The 260-nt window shown below is 49.2% G+C and carries 1 pseudogene; it reads left to right on the forward strand.

The annotated features are described in order from the left end of the window. A pseudogene (locus tag MJX74_RS21610) lies at nucleotides 1-260 on the forward strand (IS630 family transposase); the annotation flags it as partial.

Consider the following 260-nt stretch of genomic DNA (forward strand, 5'->3'; position numbering starts at 1 on the left):
GCATTGAATAATTGCAGCGCTGAGCATCCGGTGTTTTATGAAGATGAGTTGGATATCCACCTGAACCCGAAAATCGGTGCTGACTGGGGCTATAAAGGTAAGCAGCGGCTGGTGGTAACCCCTGGCAAGAACAAAAAACATTATCTGGCTGGCGCGCTACACAGCAAAACAGGCCAGATAACCTATGTTGGCTCAATGAGTAAAAGCTCAGAGCTGTTTATCAGCCTGATGAACAAGCTGAAACGGCAGTACCGGCGGGC

Origin of the sequence: Rheinheimera hassiensis (assembly GCF_022436675.1) — a bacterium.
In the GTDB taxonomy this organism is placed as follows: Bacteria; Pseudomonadota; Gammaproteobacteria; order Enterobacterales; family Alteromonadaceae; genus Alishewanella; species Alishewanella hassiensis.